14 protein-coding genes are annotated in these 18,381 nt (G+C 53.2%); 9 read left to right on the forward strand and 5 right to left on the reverse strand.

Translation table 11 applies throughout. From position 1 onward, the window contains the following. The first annotated feature begins 52 nt into the window (after positions 1-52). The 7 genes from EDC38_RS08275 (at position 53) to EDC38_RS08305 (ending at position 9,313) form a co-directional block, all read left to right on the forward strand. Positions 53-265, forward strand: coding sequence for a hypothetical protein (locus tag EDC38_RS08275; RefSeq protein WP_123638089.1), 213 nt, complete (start codon positions 53-55; stop codon positions 263-265). Between the two features lie 85 nt (positions 266-350). Next, positions 351-2,273, forward strand: a complete 1,923-nt coding sequence (locus tag EDC38_RS08280) for a PrkA family serine protein kinase (protein ID WP_123638090.1) — start codon at positions 351-353, stop codon at positions 2,271-2,273. Positions 2,274-2,322: 49 nt separating this feature from the next. Further along, positions 2,323-3,609, forward strand: a complete 1,287-nt coding sequence (locus EDC38_RS08285) for a YeaH/YhbH family protein (protein WP_123638091.1) — start codon at positions 2,323-2,325, stop codon at positions 3,607-3,609. Between the two features lie 3 nt (positions 3,610-3,612). After that, a complete protein-coding gene (locus EDC38_RS08290; RefSeq protein WP_123638092.1) occupies positions 3,613-5,121 on the forward strand; it encodes a SpoVR family protein in 1,509 nt (502 codons plus the stop codon). Between the two features lie 372 nt (positions 5,122-5,493). Next, positions 5,494-6,375 (forward strand): hypothetical protein, encoded by an 882-nt coding sequence (locus tag EDC38_RS08295; RefSeq protein ID WP_123638093.1) that lies wholly within the window; start codon positions 5,494-5,496, stop codon positions 6,373-6,375. A 70-nt stretch (positions 6,376-6,445) separates the two neighbouring features. Continuing rightward, entirely contained in the window at positions 6,446-7,477 is a 1,032-nt protein-coding gene (locus EDC38_RS08300; RefSeq protein WP_123638094.1) for a YaaC family protein, read from the forward strand. A gap of 102 nt (positions 7,478-7,579) precedes the next feature. Continuing rightward, the gene (locus EDC38_RS08305; protein ID WP_123638095.1) at positions 7,580-9,313 is read left to right on the forward strand and encodes an ATP-dependent nuclease; all 1,734 of its coding nucleotides are present in this window, start codon (positions 7,580-7,582) and stop codon (positions 9,311-9,313) included. A gap of 109 nt (positions 9,314-9,422) precedes the next feature. Here EDC38_RS08305 and EDC38_RS08310 read toward each other — a convergent pair whose 3' ends face one another. Continuing rightward, on the reverse strand, positions 9,423-9,908 hold the full coding sequence (locus EDC38_RS08310; protein WP_123638096.1) for a VOC family protein: 486 nt from the start codon (positions 9,906-9,908) through the stop codon (positions 9,423-9,425). Positions 9,909-9,928: 20 nt separating this feature from the next. Then, positions 9,929-10,723 carry a VOC family protein gene (locus EDC38_RS08315; protein WP_123638097.1) on the reverse strand — a complete coding sequence of 265 codons (795 nt, stop codon included), beginning with the start codon at positions 10,721-10,723 and terminating at the stop codon, positions 9,929-9,931. Between the two features lie 427 nt (positions 10,724-11,150). Between EDC38_RS08315 and EDC38_RS08320 the strand changes: the two genes are divergently transcribed. Both EDC38_RS08320 and EDC38_RS08325 read left to right on the forward strand, forming a co-directional pair. Then, positions 11,151-12,629, forward strand: a complete 1,479-nt coding sequence (locus EDC38_RS08320) for a TolB family protein (protein WP_211331057.1) — start codon at positions 11,151-11,153, stop codon at positions 12,627-12,629. A gap of 18 nt (positions 12,630-12,647) precedes the next feature. Beyond that, positions 12,648-12,848, forward strand: a complete 201-nt coding sequence (locus EDC38_RS08325) for a DUF2905 domain-containing protein (protein WP_024461040.1) — start codon at positions 12,648-12,650, stop codon at positions 12,846-12,848. A 1,166-nt stretch (positions 12,849-14,014) separates the two neighbouring features. Here the strand turns inward: EDC38_RS08325 and EDC38_RS08330 are convergent. The 3 genes from EDC38_RS08330 to EDC38_RS08340 are packed head-to-tail and all read right to left on the reverse strand — an operon-like array spanning position 14,015 to position 18,364. After that, a complete protein-coding gene (locus tag EDC38_RS08330) occupies positions 14,015-15,121 on the reverse strand; it encodes a sulfite exporter TauE/SafE family protein (RefSeq protein WP_123638099.1) in 1,107 nt (368 codons plus the stop codon). Further along, a complete protein-coding gene (locus EDC38_RS08335) occupies positions 15,111-16,700 on the reverse strand; it encodes an NAD(P)-binding domain-containing protein (protein WP_123638100.1) in 1,590 nt (529 codons plus the stop codon). The genes EDC38_RS08330 and EDC38_RS08335 overlap by 11 nt, the downstream gene beginning before the upstream one ends. After that, positions 16,697-18,364 carry an aromatic amino acid ammonia-lyase gene (locus EDC38_RS08340; RefSeq protein ID WP_123638101.1) on the reverse strand — a complete coding sequence of 556 codons (1,668 nt, stop codon included), beginning with the start codon at positions 18,362-18,364 and terminating at the stop codon, positions 16,697-16,699. Before EDC38_RS08340 ends, EDC38_RS08335 begins: the two co-directional genes overlap by 4 nt. Positions 18,365-18,381: the final 17 nt, after the last annotated feature.

An 18,381-nucleotide genomic window follows, 5' to 3' on the forward strand; every position in this document is an offset into this window, starting at 1 on the left:
AATTTCAAGGGGCCGGGAGCGCGGCGTCACACCCCGGAAAGCTGGCTGCATTATGGCACATTCCGGTGTTCCAAAGGCGCTTTCAGCACGTATATACCGGAACCTGACGCGGTTTATCCGAGTCAAAGCAGAGCCAGAAAAACGACCTTTTCCTGACATCAACATGCAACAGATTCATACCGGCAGGCTTGGCACTGTTTTTCCATGGTTTTTCATGGAAAAGGCCGAATGCGTCAAAAAATTTCCTTGTAAAGACGCTGCCTGAATGACGGTTTTGGGACTATGCTTATCAATGACAGTGGTTAGCTGGCTGCTAAAGACTGTAATGCATTTAACGCAGGGGTGGATCGATGACGATTTTCAACCATTACCGCGAACGTTACATTTCAACCCAACAGGAAGAGTTGAGCATTCAGGAGTACCTGGACCTGTGTAAACAGGACCGCAGCGTTTACGCCACCGCCGCCGAACGGATGCTCATGGCCATTGGCGAACCCGAGCTGGTGGACACCTCCCTGGACCCACGGCTGAGCCGCATTTTTTCCAACAAAGTCATCAAGCGCTACGAAGCCTTCCATGAGTTCTACGGCATGGAAGAGTGCATCGAGCAGATCGTCTCCTTCTTCAAGCACGCTGCTCAGGGGCTGGAAGAAAAGAAACAGATTCTGTACCTGCTCGGCCCGGTCGGGGGCGGCAAGTCCTCCCTGGCCGAAAAGCTCAAAGCCCTGATGCAACAGATGCCCATCTACTGCCTCAAAGGCTCCCCGGTGTTCGAATCGCCGCTGGGGTTATTTAACCCCGACGAAGACGGCCAGATTCTGGAGGAAGACTACGGCATTCCCCAGCGCTACCTGAAAACCATCATGTCCCCCTGGGCGGTGAAACGCCTGCACGAGTACGAGGGCGACATCAGCCAGTTCAAGGTGGTGAAAGTCTTCCCGTCGATTCTGGACCAGATTGCCGTCTCCAAAACCGAGCCCGGCGATGAAAACAACCAGGACATTTCCTCCCTGGTGGGCAAGGTGGATATCCGCAAGCTGGAGGACTATCCCCAGAACGACCCGGACGCCTACAGCTTCTCCGGCGGCCTGTGCCGGGCCAACCAGGGGCTGATGGAATTTGTGGAAATGTTCAAGGCACCCATCAAGGTGCTGCACCCGCTGCTGACCGCCACTCAGGAGGGCAACTACAACAGCACCGAGGGTTTGAGCGCCATTCCCTTCGAGGGCATCATTCTCGCCCACTCCAACGAATCCGAGTGGCAGGCGTTCAAGAACAACAAGAACAACGAGGCCTTTCTGGACCGGGTGTACATCGTCAAGGTGCCCTACTGCCTGCGCGTGTCCGAAGAGGTGAAAATTTACGAGAAGCTGCTGGAAAACAGCTCCCTGAACAACGCCCACTGCGCCCCGGACACCCTGCGGATGCTGGCCAAGTTCGTGGTGCTCTCGCGCCTGAAGGAGCCGGAAAACTCCAACATCTATTCGAAGATGCGCATCTACGATGGCGAGAGCCTGAAAGACACCGACCCGAAAGCCAAGTCCATCCAGGAATACCGGGACGCCGCCGGCGTGGATGAGGGCATGACCGGGCTATCCACCCGCTTTGCGTTCAAGATCCTCTCCAAGGTGTTCAATTTCGACCCCACCGAAGTGGCCGCCAACCCGGTGCACCTGCTGTACGTGCTGGAGCAACAGATCGAGCGCGAACAGTTCCCCGCGGAAACCCGCGAGCGCTACCTGGGCTTTATCAAGGAGTACCTGGCACCGCGCTACGTGGACTTTATCGGCAAGGAAATCCAGACCGCGTATCTGGAATCCTACACCGAGTACGGGCAGAACATATTCGACCGTTACGTCACCTTTGCCGACTTCTGGATCCAGGACCAGGAATACCGGGACCCGGACACCGGGGAAATCCTCGACCGGGGCGCCCTCAACCAGGAGCTGGAAAAAATCGAGAAGCCGGCGGGCATCAGCAACCCGAAGGACTTCCGCAACGAGATCGTCAACTTCGTGCTGCGCGCCCGGGCCAACAACAACGGCCGCAACCCGGCCTGGAACAGCTACGAGAAGTTGCGCTCGGTGATCGAGCAGAAAATGTTCTCCAACACCGAGGACCTGTTGCCCGTCATTTCCTTCAATGCCAAGGCCTCCGCCGCGGACCAGAAAAAACACCAGGACTTTGTGGCGCGCATGATCGAGCGCGGTTATACGGAGAAGCAGGTCCGGCTGCTGTCGGAGTGGTATCTGCGGGTCCGTAAGTCCCAGTAAAGCCGGCACCCCACCCGGGGTGCCGAGGGTGGTTTTTCGAGGTTAGCGTATGAGTCATATTGTCGACCGTCGCCTGAACGCCAAAAACAAAAGTGCCGTCAACCGGCAGCGCTTCCTGCGTCGCTATAAAGAGCACATCAAAAAAGCCGTGTCCGGTGCGGTCAGCCGTCGCTCCATTACCGATATCGAGCAGGGCGAGAAAATCAGCATTCCCACCCGGGACATTCACGAACCGGTATTCCACCACGGCCAGGGCGGCCACCGGGAAAACGTGCTGCCCGGCAACAAGGAATTCACCCGGGGCGATCGCATTGCCCGCCCGCCCAGCGGCGGCGGTGGCGGCAGCGGCTCTGGAGCCAGCGACTCCGGCGAGGGCGAAGACGAATTTGTTTTTCAGATATCCCAGAGCGAGTTTCTGGATTTCATGTTTGACGACCTGGCGCTACCCAACCTGGTCAAACGCCAATTGATCGGCGACACCGACTTTCAGCGCCACCGGGCCGGCATCAGTAACGAGGGCAACCCCGGGCAACTGAACGTGGTGCGCTCCATGCGCTCCGCCCACGCCCGGCGCATTGCCCTGACCGCCAAAAAGCGCCGCCGCCTCAAGGAGCTGAAAGCCCAGCTCGAAGAGGAGCAGGCCAAGCAGGACATCCTGTACGACGCGCGCAAGGTCAAAGCCCTGGAAGAGGAAATCGTCGAGCTGGAGGCGAAGATCAAGCGCATCCCCTGGCTGGACACCTTCGACCTGAAATACAACCTCCACGTCAAACACCCGATACCGCGCAGCAAAGCGGTGATGTTCTGCCTGATGGACGTGTCCGGCTCCATGACCCAGTCCACCAAGGACATGGCCAAGCGCTTTTTCATCCTGCTGTACCTGTTCCTGCAGCGCAACTACGAACACACCGAAGTGGTGTTCATCCGCCACCACACCAGCGCCAAGGAAGTGGACGAGGAGGAGTTTTTCTACTCCCGGGAGACCGGCGGCACCATCGTCTCCAGCGCCCTGAAACTGATGCACAGCATCATGGAAGCACGCTACCCCACCAGCGAGTGGAACATCTACGGCGCCCAGGCCTCGGACGGGGACAACTGGAACGAAGACTCCAGCGTGTGCCAACAGGTGCTGTGTGAAGACATACTGCCCCACGTGCAATACTTCTCCTACATTGAAATCACCCAGCGGGAGCATCAGGCGCTCTGGCACGAGTACGAGGAGGTGCAGGAGCGCTTTCCGCACATCTTCGCCATGGAGCAGATCACCGACGTGCGCGACATCTACCCGGTGTTTCGCGAGCTGTTCCATAAAGACACGCACCGGCAGGCGGGTTAAGTCATGAGTGAGCGCAAACCCATATCCACCGGCGCCGACTGGACCTTCGAGCTGGTCGAGGAATACGACCGGGCCATCGCCGGCATTGCCAACGAGTTCGGACTGGACACCTACCCCAACCAGATCGAGATCATCAGCTCCGAACAGATGATGGACGCCTACTCCGCGGCGGGCATGCCCCTGGGCTACCACCACTGGTCCTACGGCAAACAGTTCCTCTCGGTAGAGAACGCCTACAGCCGGGGGCAGATGGGGTTGGCCTATGAAATTGTGATCAATTCCAACCCCTGCATCGCCTACCTGATGGAGGAGAACACCATCACCATGCAGGCGCTGGTGATCGCCCACGCCTGCTACGGCCACAACTCCTTCTTCAAAGGTAATTACCTGTTCCGCACCTGGACCGATGCCGGCTCCATCATCGACTACCTGGTGTTCGCCAAGAACTACATCGCCCAGTGCGAAGAGCGCTACGGCATCAGCGCCGTGGAAGAAACCCTGGACTCTTGCCACGCCCTGATGAACTACGGCGTAGACCGCTACAAACGCCCCTCCCCCATCTCCGCCTGGGACGAACGGGAGCGCCAGAAAGAGCGCGAAGAATACCTGCAGCGGCAGGTGAACGACCTGTGGCGAACCATCCCCCGGATGACCCCGGAGGCGGAAGACCCCGCCCCGAAACAGCGCTACCCCAGCGAACCCCAGGAAAACCTGCTGTACTTCATCGAGAAGAACGCCCCCCTGCTGGAACCCTGGCAGCGCGAAGTGGTGCGCATCGTGCGCAAAATCGCCCAGTACTTCTACCCCCAGCGGCAGACCCAGGTAATGAACGAAGGCTGGGCCTGCTTCTGGCACTACACCCTGCTCAACGAGATGTATGACCGGGGCCTGGTCACCGACGCCTTCATGATGGAGTTTCTGCAGTCCCACTCCAGCGTGATTTACCAGCCGCCCTACGACAGCCCCCACTATAGCGGCATCAACCCCTACACCCTGGGGTTCAACATGATGATGGACATCCGCCGCATCTGCGAGCGCCCCACCGAGGAAGACCGCTACTGGTTCCCGGACATCGCCGGCAGCGACTGGAATGAAACCCTGCACTTCGCCATGCGCAACTTCAAAGACGAGAGCTTCATCCTGCAGTTCCTATCGCCCAAAATCATCCGCGACCTGAAACTGTTCACCGTGGTGGACGACGATCGCGAACCCCATATCGAAGTCAACGCCATCCACGACGAAGAAGGCTACCGCGCCGTACGCCAGTCCCTCGCGGGCCTGTACAACCTGGGCAACCGCGAGCCCAACATCCAGGTGCACAGCGTGGATATCCGGGGTGACCGCTCGCTGACCCTGCACCACACCCGGCACTCCCGCAAGCCGCTGGATAACTCGGCCGAGGAGGTGCTGCGGCATGTGCATAGGCTGTGGGGGTTTGATGTGCATTTACATTCTATGGAGGGGGATAAGATTGCGCAGAGTTTTCATTGTCCGCCGGTGGCTGAAGCGTAAACAATAAACAGCCTTCGCCTGCAAGCATGGCGACGTAAAATTTTAGGGTTGTCAGCCTACGTATTATGTGGCAATTTACGACATAGGATGTCAGCCGACTAGGTCGGCTTTCTTATCAAGTGCGCGAATTGCGGCGAGGGATTGCTCGTTTGTAGCCCCTCCTCAGAAAAATTTCCGCTGAAACAACCAGTTACCTGATTCGGGTGGAAGGATATCGCGGAGTGATATCGAGCATGCGGGTATACATCCGAAGAAACATGCACCAGATCAATCTGAAAAACCGATATCTCAGTAACTTACGAAATCTTTCGAGAGTTTTTATCGGTTTGATATCGTGCATGCGGGATATACCAATGTTAACCAGAGGGCAAAATGTCAGACGAAAGAGAAGAAAAGGACGTCGAACAAGAGGTGGAATACCAGCCAATCTCCGAGTTTTTGGAGAGTTCGCCGCCCAACAGATTGGCTCATATTTCGGATTTAGCTGGGCCGAAGCGATACCCAGGAGGCGGTTTTAGACGTAACGTCCTCAATACTCCCGAATTGCAGCTTCACTGTCCGAGCGACGCTTGCAACGGAACTCGTTTTTTTCGCTGCATTTCTCAGCACATACCTCAACTGAAAGAAACGTACGAGCACCTCTACATTACGTATCGCTGCTCCAATTGCCAGGAACATCGGAAAACGTATGCGCTTGCCGCAAAAATAGATCGCGATGAGAGCAAGACAGGTGAACTGTACAAATTCGGTGAAATGCCAACCTTTGGGCCTCCGACGCCGCCGAGACTTGTAAAGCTGATTGGCCCCGATAGAACAATATTCCTTAAAGGTCGCCGCTGTGAAAACCAAGGGTTGGGTATTGGTGCGTTCATTTACTACCGAAGAGTGGTAGAAAATCAGAAAAACAGAATTTTCAGCGAAATTTTGAAAGTTGCCGAAAAGCTCAGCGCCTCGCCCGAAAGCCTCAAAATACTTCGATCCGCGATCGAGGAGACTCAGTTCAGGAAAGCCCTTGAGATTGCCAAAGACGCTATTCCAGAGTCTTTGTTGATTAATGGCCACAACCCAGTCGAACTATTGCACGGGGCTTTGAGCGAAGGTGTGCATGAACTTTCCGACGAGGATTGCCTTGAATTAGCAAGTAGTGTTCGGGTTGTACTTGGTGAGTTATCTGAACGTTTGGCTCAAGCCCTTAAGGACGAGGCAGAACTTTCGAAGGCTTTGTCTACATTGATGCACCGAAAAAATGGTTAACAAAGTGGTCAACGGGACGGCAACTACGCTGCGCTCCGTTGGCGCCCATTACCACTGGCGTTAAATTCTTATGGCACATAGAGACATAATCATAAACTCAAAGAAAGTCAGCCCTCATAAAGCATATGTCGGCCCAAAATTCAATGAGAAAACTATTTTGGTGGAGAGCCATTTTGAATTTATTGAAATGTGGCTTCAAAGGAATGGCAACGAAGACAGTCGCATATACTGGGATCAAGCAAAAAACTTCTATCATGCTGCAGCCAATACGGATGTTACTTCAAAGCCGCTAGTTGCCTACTACTGCATGCTGAACGCCTCTAAAAGCCTTTTGGCTTTAAAGGGGGTCGGGGTAAGCCCGTACCATGGCTTGGCTGGATCGCCAGCGGCGAATAAGGCGATGCTAGTGAACGAACTGATCGAAGTAAAAGCTAATGGAGTATTTGTCGCGCTATCTAACTATTTTGGTGCATCACTAGCCGGAAAGAAAGTCAACCTAAAGGACGTTTTATATAACATCCCATATATTCACCGAGCCTTTACCACCACTCATCCAGGTATGCAGGATCTTTTTATCCCCATCTCTGATCCGCATTTTGTTAGAAACATGAAGTCCGACGAAAGTTGGTTCTGCGCCACGGTGCGAGATTCTCAATATCAAAAAGAAAATATTTTTAAAAAGCAACGAGGATGGGAGATAGACGCATCTGAACACGGGTTTGTCATTCGCAGGAACAAACGATTCAGTTGGTCAACGAAAAGAGGGACATCGAAGTCCGACAGAATTAATGAGCTAAAGGACTATCATTCTAAAATCCGAAGAGATATTAAGTATATACACAGTCATCAGCGCCTTTGGTACTACAAAAGAAATGACAGAGGGGGATCTGTATTGCCCTGGCCAACTCCGTCTCTTATATACATGGGCATGCATCGATTAAGCGAGTTATGTCGGTATGAGCCATCCCGTCTAGCAAGGCATTTTAAAGCACAGCACAACTGGCTTCTGACGGAATTTATCAATCATTCACTTTCCAATTTTGTTGACCAGATAGCTTGTGAAATATGCGGATTAGAACTTATGAGCCCAAAAATCCGATGAATTTAACAAATAAGCTCACGGCGACAGCTTTTCCGCTGCGGCTGTCACATCCACTTCAAAGCTGCGCTTGCTTTGGACGTCAAGCCCCTACAAGGAGATAACATGGCTGCTAAGAAAAAATCAGTAGAGGTTGTTCCTCTAGTCGATGAAGAAGGGAACGCTCCTCGCCCTCGTCTTCATAAACTTCAGATCAACAACTTCAGATCAATTGGGACTGAGACCGTTGAGATCGAGCTTGACGACATCGTTGTTCTTGTCGGGCCTAATAATGTCGGTAAAAGCAGTATTTTGAGGGCATATGAAACAGTAATGTCCCACGGCTCCAAGGATGGAAAACTGACAATAAACGATTTCCCCAATGGGCAAGTTGACCCAGAAAATCTGCCCACAATTGAATTACATACAATCGTGTTTGATGATGCACCGGGTGAAAGATGGCTTGAGCCCACTGCAGATAACGAGTGGTTAATACGTGAAAAATGGGTTTGGGAAAGCCCAAATAAAGATCCTAAGAGACAAGGGTTCGATACCCAAAAAAATGACTGGGATGATCAAGTTCCTTGGGGAGCACCGAACGTTGCTAACTCTCGACGCCCCCTTCCACATAGGATAGATGCTTTCGCAACACCAGAAAAGCAAGCAGCTGAAATAACCAGGCTAATAACCAGCATACTAAAGGAAAAAATATCTGAAATTAAGTCAGATCCTGAGCAAGAAAAATCCGACTATGAGCTGATACTAGATAAAATCCGGAATCTTCAGACAAAAGTCGTACAAGCGACCGAGGATGAAGTAAAATTGATTGAAAGTGAAGTATCCGAATATTTGAGAAAATTATTTCCTAAGCATCAAATAAAGTTCGATGCAAAGCCAGAAGCTGATCTTGAAGGAGCATATCAACCCTTCAAAGGTAATGCAGATCTTCTTATGGGGCCAGAAGACGGCTACTTTAGTACTATTGAGCATCAAGGGAGCGGTGCAAGGAGAACGCTGTTATGGGCAACATTAAAATACTTATCTGAATCTCAGGATAAAAAGGGTTCTCGCCCGCATGTGCTATTGCTGGATGAACCTGAAATATGCCTGCACCCTTCCGCTATTCGGGAAGCCAGGTCGGTCCTTTATGATCTACCGGACAGCGGCAATTGGCAGGTTATGATTACATCGCATTCTCCAATATTTATAGATTTGTCGAAAGACAACACCACCATAATCAGAGTATTTCGGGACGAAGACAGTGAGGTCAAGAGTACAACATTATATCGTCCTGAAAGAGCCAAGCTGGACGAAGATGATAAAAGGAATTTGAAGTTGATGAATGTCTGTGATCCTTATGTTCATGAGTTTTTCTTTGGCGGAAGACAAATCATTGTTGAGGGTGATACTGAATATACAGCTTTCTCGATGTTAAAAGAGTTCTACCCAGAGGAATATGGTGATGTACAGATCATCAGGGCAAGGGGAAAAGGAATTATTCCGTCGGTAGCCAAAGTGCTCAAGCAATTCTCTAAGTCATTCTGCATTCTTCACGATACTGACGAGGAGCATACGACTAATGGGAACAAAAATCCCGCCTGGAGCATGAATAGAACTATCGCAGATTTACAGGAAAAAGATGGAAGTGTAAATCTCGTTGCTTGCAAGACCTGTTTTGAAACGGCTCTTTTCGGGGAAGAGGTAAAAAATGAGAAGCCATATAATGCGCTAGTGAAGATTAGAGAGGATGAAAATGTTCGCGCAAAAGTAAAAGCTTTGCTCGATTACCTGATTGGCGTGGAAGGTTCGGTACTACCCGATAACTGCATACACTGGGAGGCCGTTGAGGAGCTGGCTTAACAATAGGCTGAACGTCGACCGATTTTCCAACGCTCTGCGGCTCCAAACCGGCGCATGAGTCGGCGTTAGTGGACCGTGTTACCCACAATTGGTGGACGCCATTACTCGATCAGTAGAGATCGGCCACAGCTGCATCAAGCGTAGCAATATCAATCTTCTTCATCGTCATCATCGCTTCGAAAGCGCGCTGCGCCTCGGCCCGATCATCACTCGATATCAGGTCAAGCAGCCGCTGGGGCGTGATCTGCCACGCAAAGCCCCACCGGTCCTTACACCAGCCACAGTCGACCTCCACGCCGCCGTTGTTGATGATGGTATTCCAGTAGTGGTCCGTCTCCTCCTGGTTTTCGGTGACCACCATAAAGCTGACGGACTCATTTGGCGTAACATTCGGGCCACCGTTTAGGCCGAGGAAAGACCGGCCGAGCACGGTGAATTCGACGGTCAGCTCAATCCCTTCCTGACCGCCGGGAAAGTCGCCGGGGGCGGTGTTGATCCGGTCGACGGAGCTGTCGGGAAAAGTCGCGGCATAGAACTCGGCCGCCTTGCGGGCTTCGCCGTGATCGAACCACAGGCAGGTAATGAAGTTGGTCATATCGGCTCCTATTGTGTCAGCTATTTTCTTGCGCCCACCAGCGAGAACATGGCCCCCTGTGGATCGACTCCTTTGACCATGAATTCTCCACCGGGAATTTCTTCGGGCCCGAGCGTGATCTGTCCGCCGTTGTCGGTGACGGCTTTACAGGCGAGGTCAATGTCGGCGCAACGGAAGTAGTAATGCCACATCGGCGTGGGCATGTCTTCCGGTTTGGGCATAATGGCGCCAATCACCCCGTTGTGGCGGATAAATTCGTACGAGCCCATGGGGCCCATGTCCATTTCGCCGTCTTTGGTCCAGCCAAATGCCTTGAAGTAGAAGGCCTTGGCGGCTTCCGGGTCTGTGGTAATCAGTTCGTTCCAGGCACAGTGGCCCACGCGGGGTTTGTCGAAGGCGAAAGCCAGGCTGACTTCATCGCTGCTGCCTTTCATGACATAAAAGGGGGTGCCTTGCGGGTCGCTGACCATGGCCAATCGGCCGACGTCGGGAATATCGGTCGGGGGCATCTGCACACTGCCTCCCATCTCGGTGATGTTGGCCACCGCCTGATCGACATCCTCCACGGCGATATAGCCCAGCCACACGGGCTTGGCACCGCCCTGGCACATCTCTTCGGTCAGTTGCATCAGGCCGCCGACCTCTCGCTGGTCTCCCGTGTCCTCGTCCCGGGCGCTGAGAATGCGGTAGTCCATAGTGGGTTGCCCGCTGTCGGTGGCCTGCCAGCCCAGAATCGCGCCATAGAAGGCGAGCGCCGCATTGCTGTCGGTGGTGAGCAGTTCGTACCAGATAAATTCGCCGTGTCGGTTGGGCATGGTTTTCTCCTTGGGATCATAAGATGGGTCGTTCACTGACTGGTCGATGCCCGGCCGGTGATATCGACAGGATCACCATAGAAATTAATGATCGACCGACCCGTATCGATAGCCTTGACGCAAGTCTTCAAGTGCGACGGATAAATGTCGGGCAAGACGATAGGCCGCTACGGGCGTCTTCCAGACGTTGATCGAGCGTCAATCTATTTGCCGGGGCGTACGGAGTAGGATAGACCCTACGCGCCGAGAGCGCCTATTCAAGATCCGTGGTAGGCTTTTACGTTCGTTGGGCGCCAAAACGTCATCGCTACGCTTTGGGGGGCTATCCAGCGACCTGATTCAAACAATAAAAGGCAATGGAGACTCTTGAATGAGAAAAACTAACGGTCAATCCTCACTCCTTCCCCTAACTATCTCGGCAATGCTTATGTTCTGGAGCCTGAACGCGGCGGCTGAACCCGTCGGCCAATTCGAACACCACACCGATATCGGTCCGGTGAAGCATGCTGGCGGCCTGGAATACGCACCGGACAGCCAGAATTACGTCATCTCCGGCTCGGGTGCCAATATGTGGTCCGATCAGGATGAGCTGCACTACGCGTGGAACCAGATGGAGGGCGACTTTATTGTGCGCGCCCGAGTGGCGTTTATCGGCGAGGGGGTGGACCCACACCGAAAGGTGGGCTGGCACGTGCGCGAGGGTCTTGAACCGGACTCGGCCAATGTCCACGCCACGGTGCATGGCGATGGCCTGACGTCGCTGCAGTTCCGCTCCGCCAAAGGGGCGCAGACCGAGGAATACCGTCTGAAGGTTCAAGGGCCTGAAGTGATTCAGCTGGAGCGCCGGGGCGATACGTTCATCATGTCTGCGGCAAAATTCGGGGAGCCCTTCCAGGTCACCCAGGTGTCCCATCTGGATTTTTCCGATGAAGTCTATGTGGGGCTCGCCCTGTCCGCCCACGACGCCGATGAAGTCGAGAGCGCACAGGTATCCAACGTTCGCATTATCCGGCCAGCGGCGGACGACTTTGTGCCTTATCAGGACTATATCGGTAGCAACCTCGAAGTGATGGACATGGAGACCGGGAATCGGCGTATTCTTCACCGCTCGCCGGTCTCCCTCCAGGCTCCCAACTGGACCCACGACGGTCAGTATCTGATCTACAACTCGGAGGGCCTGCTTTACAGGTACGACCTGGAAACCGGCCAGATTAGCGAACTGAATACCGGCTTTGCCAATCAGAACAACAACGATCATGTACTGTCCTGGAGCGGCAAGGAGATTGCGATCAGCCATCACGCCGAATCCGAAGACGGGCGATCAACGATATATACCCTGCCCCTGACCGGCAGTGACCAGCCCCGACAGATCACCCAAAAAGGCGTCGGGCATTCGTACCTGCACGGTTATTCACCGGACGACAAGACACTGGTGTTTACCGGTCACCGAAAGGACAAGTACGACATCTATACCGTCGATATTGCCACCGGCGAGGAAACCCAACTGACCGACACGGCAACGCTGGACGACGGCCCGGAGTACAGCCCGGATGGACAACACATTTACTTCAACTCCAACCGCACCGGTACCATGCAACTGTGGCGAATGAACGCGGACGGGTCCAATCAGGAGCAGTTGACCTTCGATCGGTACAACGACTGGTTTCCGCACGTCTCGCCCGACGGTAAAAGCCTGGTGTTTCTGTCCTACCACGATGACGTGGACTCGGCGGACCACCCCTTCTACCGCCACGTTTACCTGCGCCAGATGCCGATCGAGGGCGGCGAGCCGACGATTATCGCTTACGTCTACGGTGGTCAGGGCACCATCAATGTGCCCAGTTGGTCCCCGGATGGTAAGCGCATCGGGTTTATCAGCAACACCAGGCTTCCGGGGGGCCAATAGGCTCGGCGGGGAGGTCCTATGCAACGCACTCTACTGATCATCGGCATTCTGTTGATTCTGGTCGCTCTGGCCTGGCCCTGGTTGAAACACCTGCCGTTAGGCCGGTTGCCGGGCGATATTGTGATTGAGCGCCCCGGCTATACCTTCTTCTTTCCCATTACCACGATGATTCTGGTGAGCCTGGTCCTGTCGCTTATCGCGATGTTCTTCCGCCGTTGACCGGCCGTTAATCCACTGGCCGGGAATTTCAGGACGGTTCGATCCTCTTGCGTGGATCCCCCGTGTTGCCACTATGCCCTCGGGGGAACTTTCACAGCACCTGCCAGTCCGTGAAGGACCGACCATCATGCAAGTCGTTTTATGGATCAAGATCTACCGGTAAAGGATTTTTGCCCTCTGCATCTGGCTTCCCTGGCCCAGGCTGGCACTTTAAGCGAGGATAAACCTGCGCGCCAAGGCGCCAGAAAGACTCTGTGGTTGACCTTACTGGCCTCCCTGCTGGTCCACGCCATTCTGCTGACACTATGGACGCCCCAGCCAAAAGATGTGAAATCGATAGCTCCCGCGCCGAACCTGCGCATCACTGTCAGCACCGCCGTGACAGACACTGCAACGGCAGAAACCGCGCCGGAGCATGAGTCGCCGGCGGTCGAAGAGCCCATCACATCAGGGCTGCCCCCACCCCCTGAAAACACAACCATGGCAGCAACAGAAAACGTTACCAGGGAAAAACCCCGGATTGACCTTCACGCTCTGGAGATACCGTCGCACCCCCTACCTGCTACCAGCGAGTCATCCACCGGCAATGTGTTTCACCCGGGCCTCAGGAGGCAAATCAGAGACGCCCGGACCAGACGCGAACGCTTGCGCAACACCGGGAAGTCCGAGCTCCACAGTTGGCAGGATGCCTCTGGCAGAACCTGGGTAGACCTTGGAGATGGCAAGTGTATGCGTAGCGCAGGTGACACGTGGGGAGCAACAGGCTGGGAATTGCCGACCCGATGCAAAGGTCAACTGACCGAAGGAGAGGGTATGCTGCGCTCTATGCAAGAGAGTCTGGATCGCCAATAATTGTGAAGTGCCTGCCAGGAATGCTTGGGGGCGGCGTTCAGGAATCGCACCTGGGGCAGTCCCGCTTGTCCCCGATTAGAACCTATAACCCAATGTTTAATTGGCAGTGCTGGGCGAGCAGGCCGGACTGACCAAAGGCTTGGAAGGCCCGGCGGGAGCGAGCGGGTGCCTCGGAACGTCCGGTATCTTCCCGTGCGAAACCAAGAAGGTATATTGGACCAGCCCGGAAAACCAGGAAATGAGGCGGGTGGAGGGCACGCGAGAGAGCCGTTTTCGACAGTGATGATCATTCATGGCTATCGAAAACGGTTCCTTCACTGCGTGTTTGGCGCCAACATTCCCGTAGGCCTCTCTACTTCCGGCATTATGTCAATCTTCGCTCGATATGACTGCGCCCTCCCTACCAAAACGATACCGTGAGCACGTAGCTTTTCAAATCCCCACAGGCAGATAGCTACTGCAGCACAGGCAAGGACAATGCCGCCGCTACCCAGGACAAATCGCTCGTTGACGCACGTCCAGACTAGCTGCCCCACGCATAGTGCAGCCACTACCAACAACGTCGGAGTTCGGCCAATCAGACCGACTATGAAAACGCCGAGAGGAGCACCCAACGCGACAACCGGGGCTGCAGCTAGCCAATTTTCATACACACCGGGCTGCCAGGAGTTGCTGAGTGTTTTCACCAAAACGCCCAGTACGGAGGCGAACGCCATGATGACAACTGAAGTGGGGATAGCGATTTTCAGATCCGCCCGGCAGAGAAGCACCAGAACAGCGTAGATCACCATATCGACCCCCACTCCCGTCACGCCCACTGCGAGTGCACAGGCCACGACACCGAGAATGAAGCCGACTTTTTGATCCCACTTTTCGTCAAACTCGGTCATGCCGGAGTGGCTGGCAATTTCCCGAATCCGATAGAGGTGGAGAATTCCAAAGCTCCCCCATATCACGGCGAATGTCATCTTTATCCACAAGTCCGGAATAAGCGGTGCCAATACCAGTATGCCTAGCGGCGTGCCCAGCAAGGCCCCCAACATGGCACCCTTGAGCATCGCCCCCGCCAAAGGTTGCCGGCGGACCAGGATAAAGATACTGGCACTCACCATGCCGATCGATTGCACCGCAAAGCTGAAATCCCGACCTAAACTCGCTGGCAGATCGAAAAACAAAACCAGGACCGGAAATCCCACCGTACCGCCCCCCATCGGGGTGGAGCCCGCCGCGTAACTACCAACAGCCATTGCCGTGGCTATAGGCCAGTGGGATTTGACCGCTTCCCACGCGCCATCTTGCTGAACCAAAAGCAGCCAAACCGCATAAAATACAAACATCGATAAGAACCACATCCAAAGCGGTCTTTTGCCGAAATATGATCCTGAGTCTTTGGCCACGGCTTTGAGCGTATCAGAGATCATAGTTGGCCACCTGCCCTTGCATTCTGGCGAGTTCAGAGTTCACAGCCCGTGCCTTTAGAAGACGTCCTTTCAGGTCATACATCACCTTTTTGAGAAGCAGCCCGTACATGCGCTTCTTGGGGTAAGCAATTGGGAAGGATTCCAGGAACTTTCTTGCCGCCTCCGGTTTTGCATGGGGTCCGTTGAGCCGGTACTGAGCAGAAAACTGCGTGCCAAACCACATTTTAAGGTACATTTTCCTATCCTTGAAAAAGGAAGGGATCTCAGGTTTACAACCCACCAGATCAGCCAAAGAATCAATGTAGGTGTTATAGTTCACAAGGGAGGAAACGTGGGGGGTCAAATGGTACTCATCCTCCCAAGACATGCGGTCCTTCTTCGCCTGCCGATCCCGCTCAGACTGACTGGGAAGCTCGCGTTTATCACTGCACAACAATGCGAAGTATCGGCTTTGCATCTCAGAAAGAGAGGGAATACCGCCCTGATGAGGCCTTGCAAAACCGATAAAGGCCAGCGTCTTATCAAAATCCCGGTGAAACATCTGCTTATAAAGATCTCTGGTATTTTGGATCTTTACGTCCATAAACGGGAAGGTGGTCTTGAACCCTGTGCAAAACATTATCGCATCAATCTTCTCGCTAATCCCATCCTTGAAAATTACGGAGTCTTTTGTGATCTGTTCGATACCACTGAAGTTCGCTTCCACCTCGCCATCGACGATGTGGGTGAATAACCGCTCATTTTTTGTAATCACTTGGTGGACCGGAGAACCTGAAGCTTTAGTCCACTCCGTGCGCCGAACCATGGCGGGGTTTCTACTCACCAAGGACTTACTCAAAAACTTATCCACCAGATTCCTGTGTTCTTTGTGCGGAAGGTGATGAATGACCCGGGAGGTGAAAACGGACGTATCGATGGTAAAAAACGGGTCCTTCTGAAAAGGAATAACACGAGGCGCCACTGCGGGGTATCGGCGCAAGGATAGAATACATTTATCACTGACCGTTGAAATCTCAGATGTTATGTCGGAAGAGCTCTCTCCTAGCCCAACGCATAACACTTTCTTGCCCTCGAAGGCCTCCTTGAAGACATAGTCTTTTGAGTGAAAGACACTGCCTTCAAAGCTATCGAGGCCATCAACATCAGGGATTTTCGGTTCCTGAAACATTCCCGAGCAGACGGCTACCGCATCGAACGTGTGTCTTTCAACGCCTGCACCGTCCTTCTGAGTTTTGACAACCCACTGCTCCCCTTTCTGCTCAATTGATAACACCACGGTGTTCAGCTGAATGCATGGGAAAATATCATTCTTGGCCATGTATCGGTTCAGATAGTCCCGATAGTTTTTCGCCGTCCAGAACTTGATCCGCTCCTCTGTTGGCACATAGTCTGAGAACGCCATAAAATAGTTGGTAACAGTGAGATTCAATGATTCATAAGAAAACCCATCCAGAGAGAACACGCCACCAAAACTGCTGTTTTTCTCGAAGCACGTCACCTCGTGGCCCTCCTCCTTTAGCTCCTTAACCGCTGCTATTCCGGAGAGCCCTGCACCTATAACTGCTACTTTTCGCTTCATACAATGTTCCTTTCAAAGAGTTTCGCATCCTTCATTGAAAAGGATGGCAGTGTCTGAGATAAGCAGTTAGCTCCGTGTATATCGTCCACAATGACATCGATATACTCGTCCAAGCCTTGATCTTCGTCGTTCCAAATGAAGGGTTTATCCGACGAGAATGGAACTTTCAGAAGGTTCATCGCAGCCTCATAGAATGACCGTGTGGACTCCGAAAGATACTGCCGGGGATCGTAAGTAGAGAACTTCTGGTGACTCCTAAGGTCCACCGCCTGCAAGCCGAATATGAGACATATCGCCACATAACGCTCCATCAGATATAGACTCTCCTTTGCCAGTGCGGCCGACCCCATGCTCAAGCTGTTGATATTCTGGTTAAACATCTCTGCGTGAGAGGGGAATTTGTCGGCGAGCGACTGCCCATAGAACCCGATCATGGGCATTATGGAGTTGCCACATATTTGCAGGCCATTCAACCCCATATTGGTAATCGCCATATTGCCTTTCAATCCCGGTGGGAGCCCGTTACTGAATGCAGGTGTCACCAATAGCGAAATCTGGACGTCCATATACTTCGCAACGACACCCAGGTTATATCTCAGCCTATCCATAGCCACACTGGGATACTGACCCAGGAAATTTCCACAGTGGTATGTGGTACCTGAATCCGCATCTATAAGGGGATTGTCTGTTACTGAATTTGCCTCAACAAGGATCTGGCGCTCCCCCGTGTCCATCTCCTCCACTATAGGGCCGAAATACTGCGGGTAGCACCGAAGTGAATAGCGATCCTGTATTAACTTTCCTTCCTCGTGAACGTGTTCCCCATCACGCTCTGTTCGACACAACTGGGACCCCTCAAGAAGAGAAGCCATGTGTCTGGCGGAGAACACCTGCCCTTGATGAGGCTTGTACAGGTGAACGAACGCGTTCATCGACTCACGACTTGCCTCCAAACCCTGATAAAACAGTGCATTGTTCCCTAAGGTTAGGGTCAGTAGTGTCTTAGCCCGACTGAGGCAGTTTGCTGCAACCCCTGTGTGTACTGAAGTACCATTGACGATCGCCAATGTCTCCTTAGGCATAAAATCGATGGGTTCAACATCCAGCCGCTCCAGCGCCTCTTTGCAGCTGATTAGCTCTCCCTTGAATGAAGCCTTATAGTTGGGTAGCCCCCGGAGTAGGCCCGCGAGATAAGACAAGGGAACCAGGTCACCACTGGCCCCGATTGACCCCAAGCTGAACATTGTCGGGCATACATCTTCATTCAGAAAAAGTATGATTCTTTCGATCAATTTCTTTCTGACACCTGAAACACCATGAGTTAACGATGTGGCCCTTAAAAGCATGCCAGCACGAACATCGGCGTTTGACAGCCTTTTTCCGGTACCCACCTTTTTATCCAGAAATATTTTGTTCTGAAAGGCAGCCAGCTGGTCCTTGGGTATCGACAAATCCGCCATGGCGCCGACACTTGAGGTAACGCCATATATAGACTCACCTCTTTCAGCAGCTTCCTGAATAAACCGATGGGATTCCGATATTCTCTTCAGAACTTCCGGATCATCAGTGAGACGGACTTTTCGGTGTTCGACAGCGACGGCCCTTATGGCCTCAAGGGTTAGCGGTTCTCCGACAACAACACATTCTTTTATCTTCATATCCATAGCGTTGACTCTCACTT

The organism is Marinimicrobium koreense, from assembly GCF_003762925.1.
Classification (GTDB): domain Bacteria; phylum Pseudomonadota; class Gammaproteobacteria; order Pseudomonadales; family Cellvibrionaceae; genus Marinimicrobium; species Marinimicrobium koreense.